Annotated in this window: 2 protein-coding genes; both read left to right on the top strand. The window is 47.8% G+C overall.

Annotated elements, in window-relative coordinates:
- Window positions 1-150 precede the first annotated feature (150 nt).
- On the top strand, window positions 151-477 hold the full coding sequence (locus tag BZ163_RS00055; RefSeq protein WP_371916772.1) for a hypothetical protein: 327 nt from the start codon (window positions 151-153) through the stop codon (window positions 475-477).
- Window position 478: 1 nt separating this feature from the next.
- Window positions 479-1472: DUF6396 domain-containing protein (locus BZ163_RS00050; RefSeq protein ID WP_256578890.1), on the top strand; the 994-nt coding region annotated here is incomplete at its 3' end.

Genomic DNA, 1472 nt, shown 5'->3' with positions numbered 1-1472 from the left:
CACCCGACCTCGTCAGACATTGGGCTGGAAATTCCCTGTTGAAGTGTTGACGGATCATCTGCAACTGCTGGCAACCAATCGGCTCAACATTATCAACTGACTGTTGCACTTGGAACCTGAGGCCGCCATGTCTATGTGCACAGCAAGTTGATGATTGTTGACGACGTCTTTACCACGCTGGGGTCGGCGAACATTAATACGCGCAGTATGCAGGTGGACAGTGAGTTGAATATTTGTATTGAGGATCCGGCGATTACTCGGCCGTTGCGGGAGCATTTGTTTGGGGTGCATACCGGGGAGGTTGGGGGTGGGGAGGAGTTGTCAGAAATCTATAAGAAATGGAAGAAAATTATAGAGCAGAATAAAGCAAGGAGGGGGCTTGGTTTGCAGAAAGAAACTGCGCAGAAACTAAAATCTCCTGTTGCTTCACTGGTTGAGTTTATGCAGGAAAGCCCGGCCAGAAAAAACTTGGATTAAGATGAAGAAACTATGTTTTATTTTATTGTTTTTTACCTCGGCCTGTTCAGAAAAGGAAGAAGCTATGCCTGATGCTTCGCAGATTGACTTCGCCTATTCGAGACTTGAATTTCATTGCGTGCATGAGGGTAGTTCGCTACCTGTACTGAACAAGGAAGCAGATATTTTCTTTCGCTATAGCCTTTACTTGGAGAAGCTCAGAGGTAAGAAAAACTATGATGAGATCGCACGGTATTACCGTATAGCTGCGGTACATGATCACTTTAAAGCCGCAACCAACCTGCAATATTTACTGTCTACTGGACAGGCGCGGTCCCCTGACGCGAGCACGGAAACTATCGATTTGGTCGAATACTATATTGCCTTAGGAATTCCAGGGGCTTACTACGACATGGCGCATTATCTCGAAATGGGTTACGGTGTTAAACAAGACGTTGCTGCGTCCAGAGCCTATTTTCGAAGAGCTGCCGATATGGGCAGCCCGGACGCACAGTACTATATTGCTGAACTGTTAACCTCTGTGCCCAATGCCGCCGATGTGATGCTTGCGATGTACAAGTGCGCGATGGATCAGGGTAATAAAGAAGCTGGAAGGAAGCACGCGAATTACCTGAAGGAATTGGAGCGTTATCACGGATCTCTACAGAGCTATCAAATAGCAATTAAAAACGGCGATGATATGAGCGCTTATAGTCTGGCTGGTGCATTCAAAGGACCACCTGCTTCCGATGATTTGTACTACCTTGGTCTTGAAAAAGATACAGAGAGAGTGGCTCGGTATAGCAGTATTAGTGATTTCCTGACGCGTCACGAACATCTTGGGGCTAAGGTTCCAGACTTGGATGAAATCGTCCCACTTCCGCCCGCGGTCCTCCCCGAATGGGATGGCACTTTCCAATGGAAACGTGAACGCGACTCTGCTGTTCCAGTCATTCCGTCTCCAGAGCTGATCGAAAAACTCAGCGCCGAGAAGGGGCTTGATCCCTCCACCGGAT

This window comes from Pseudomonas sp. VI4.1, assembly GCF_002029345.1.
GTDB lineage: Bacteria > Pseudomonadota > Gammaproteobacteria > Pseudomonadales > Pseudomonadaceae > Aquipseudomonas.
Note: the sequence above shows the minus strand (reverse complement) of the source record. Positions and strands in the feature narration are given on the sequence as shown.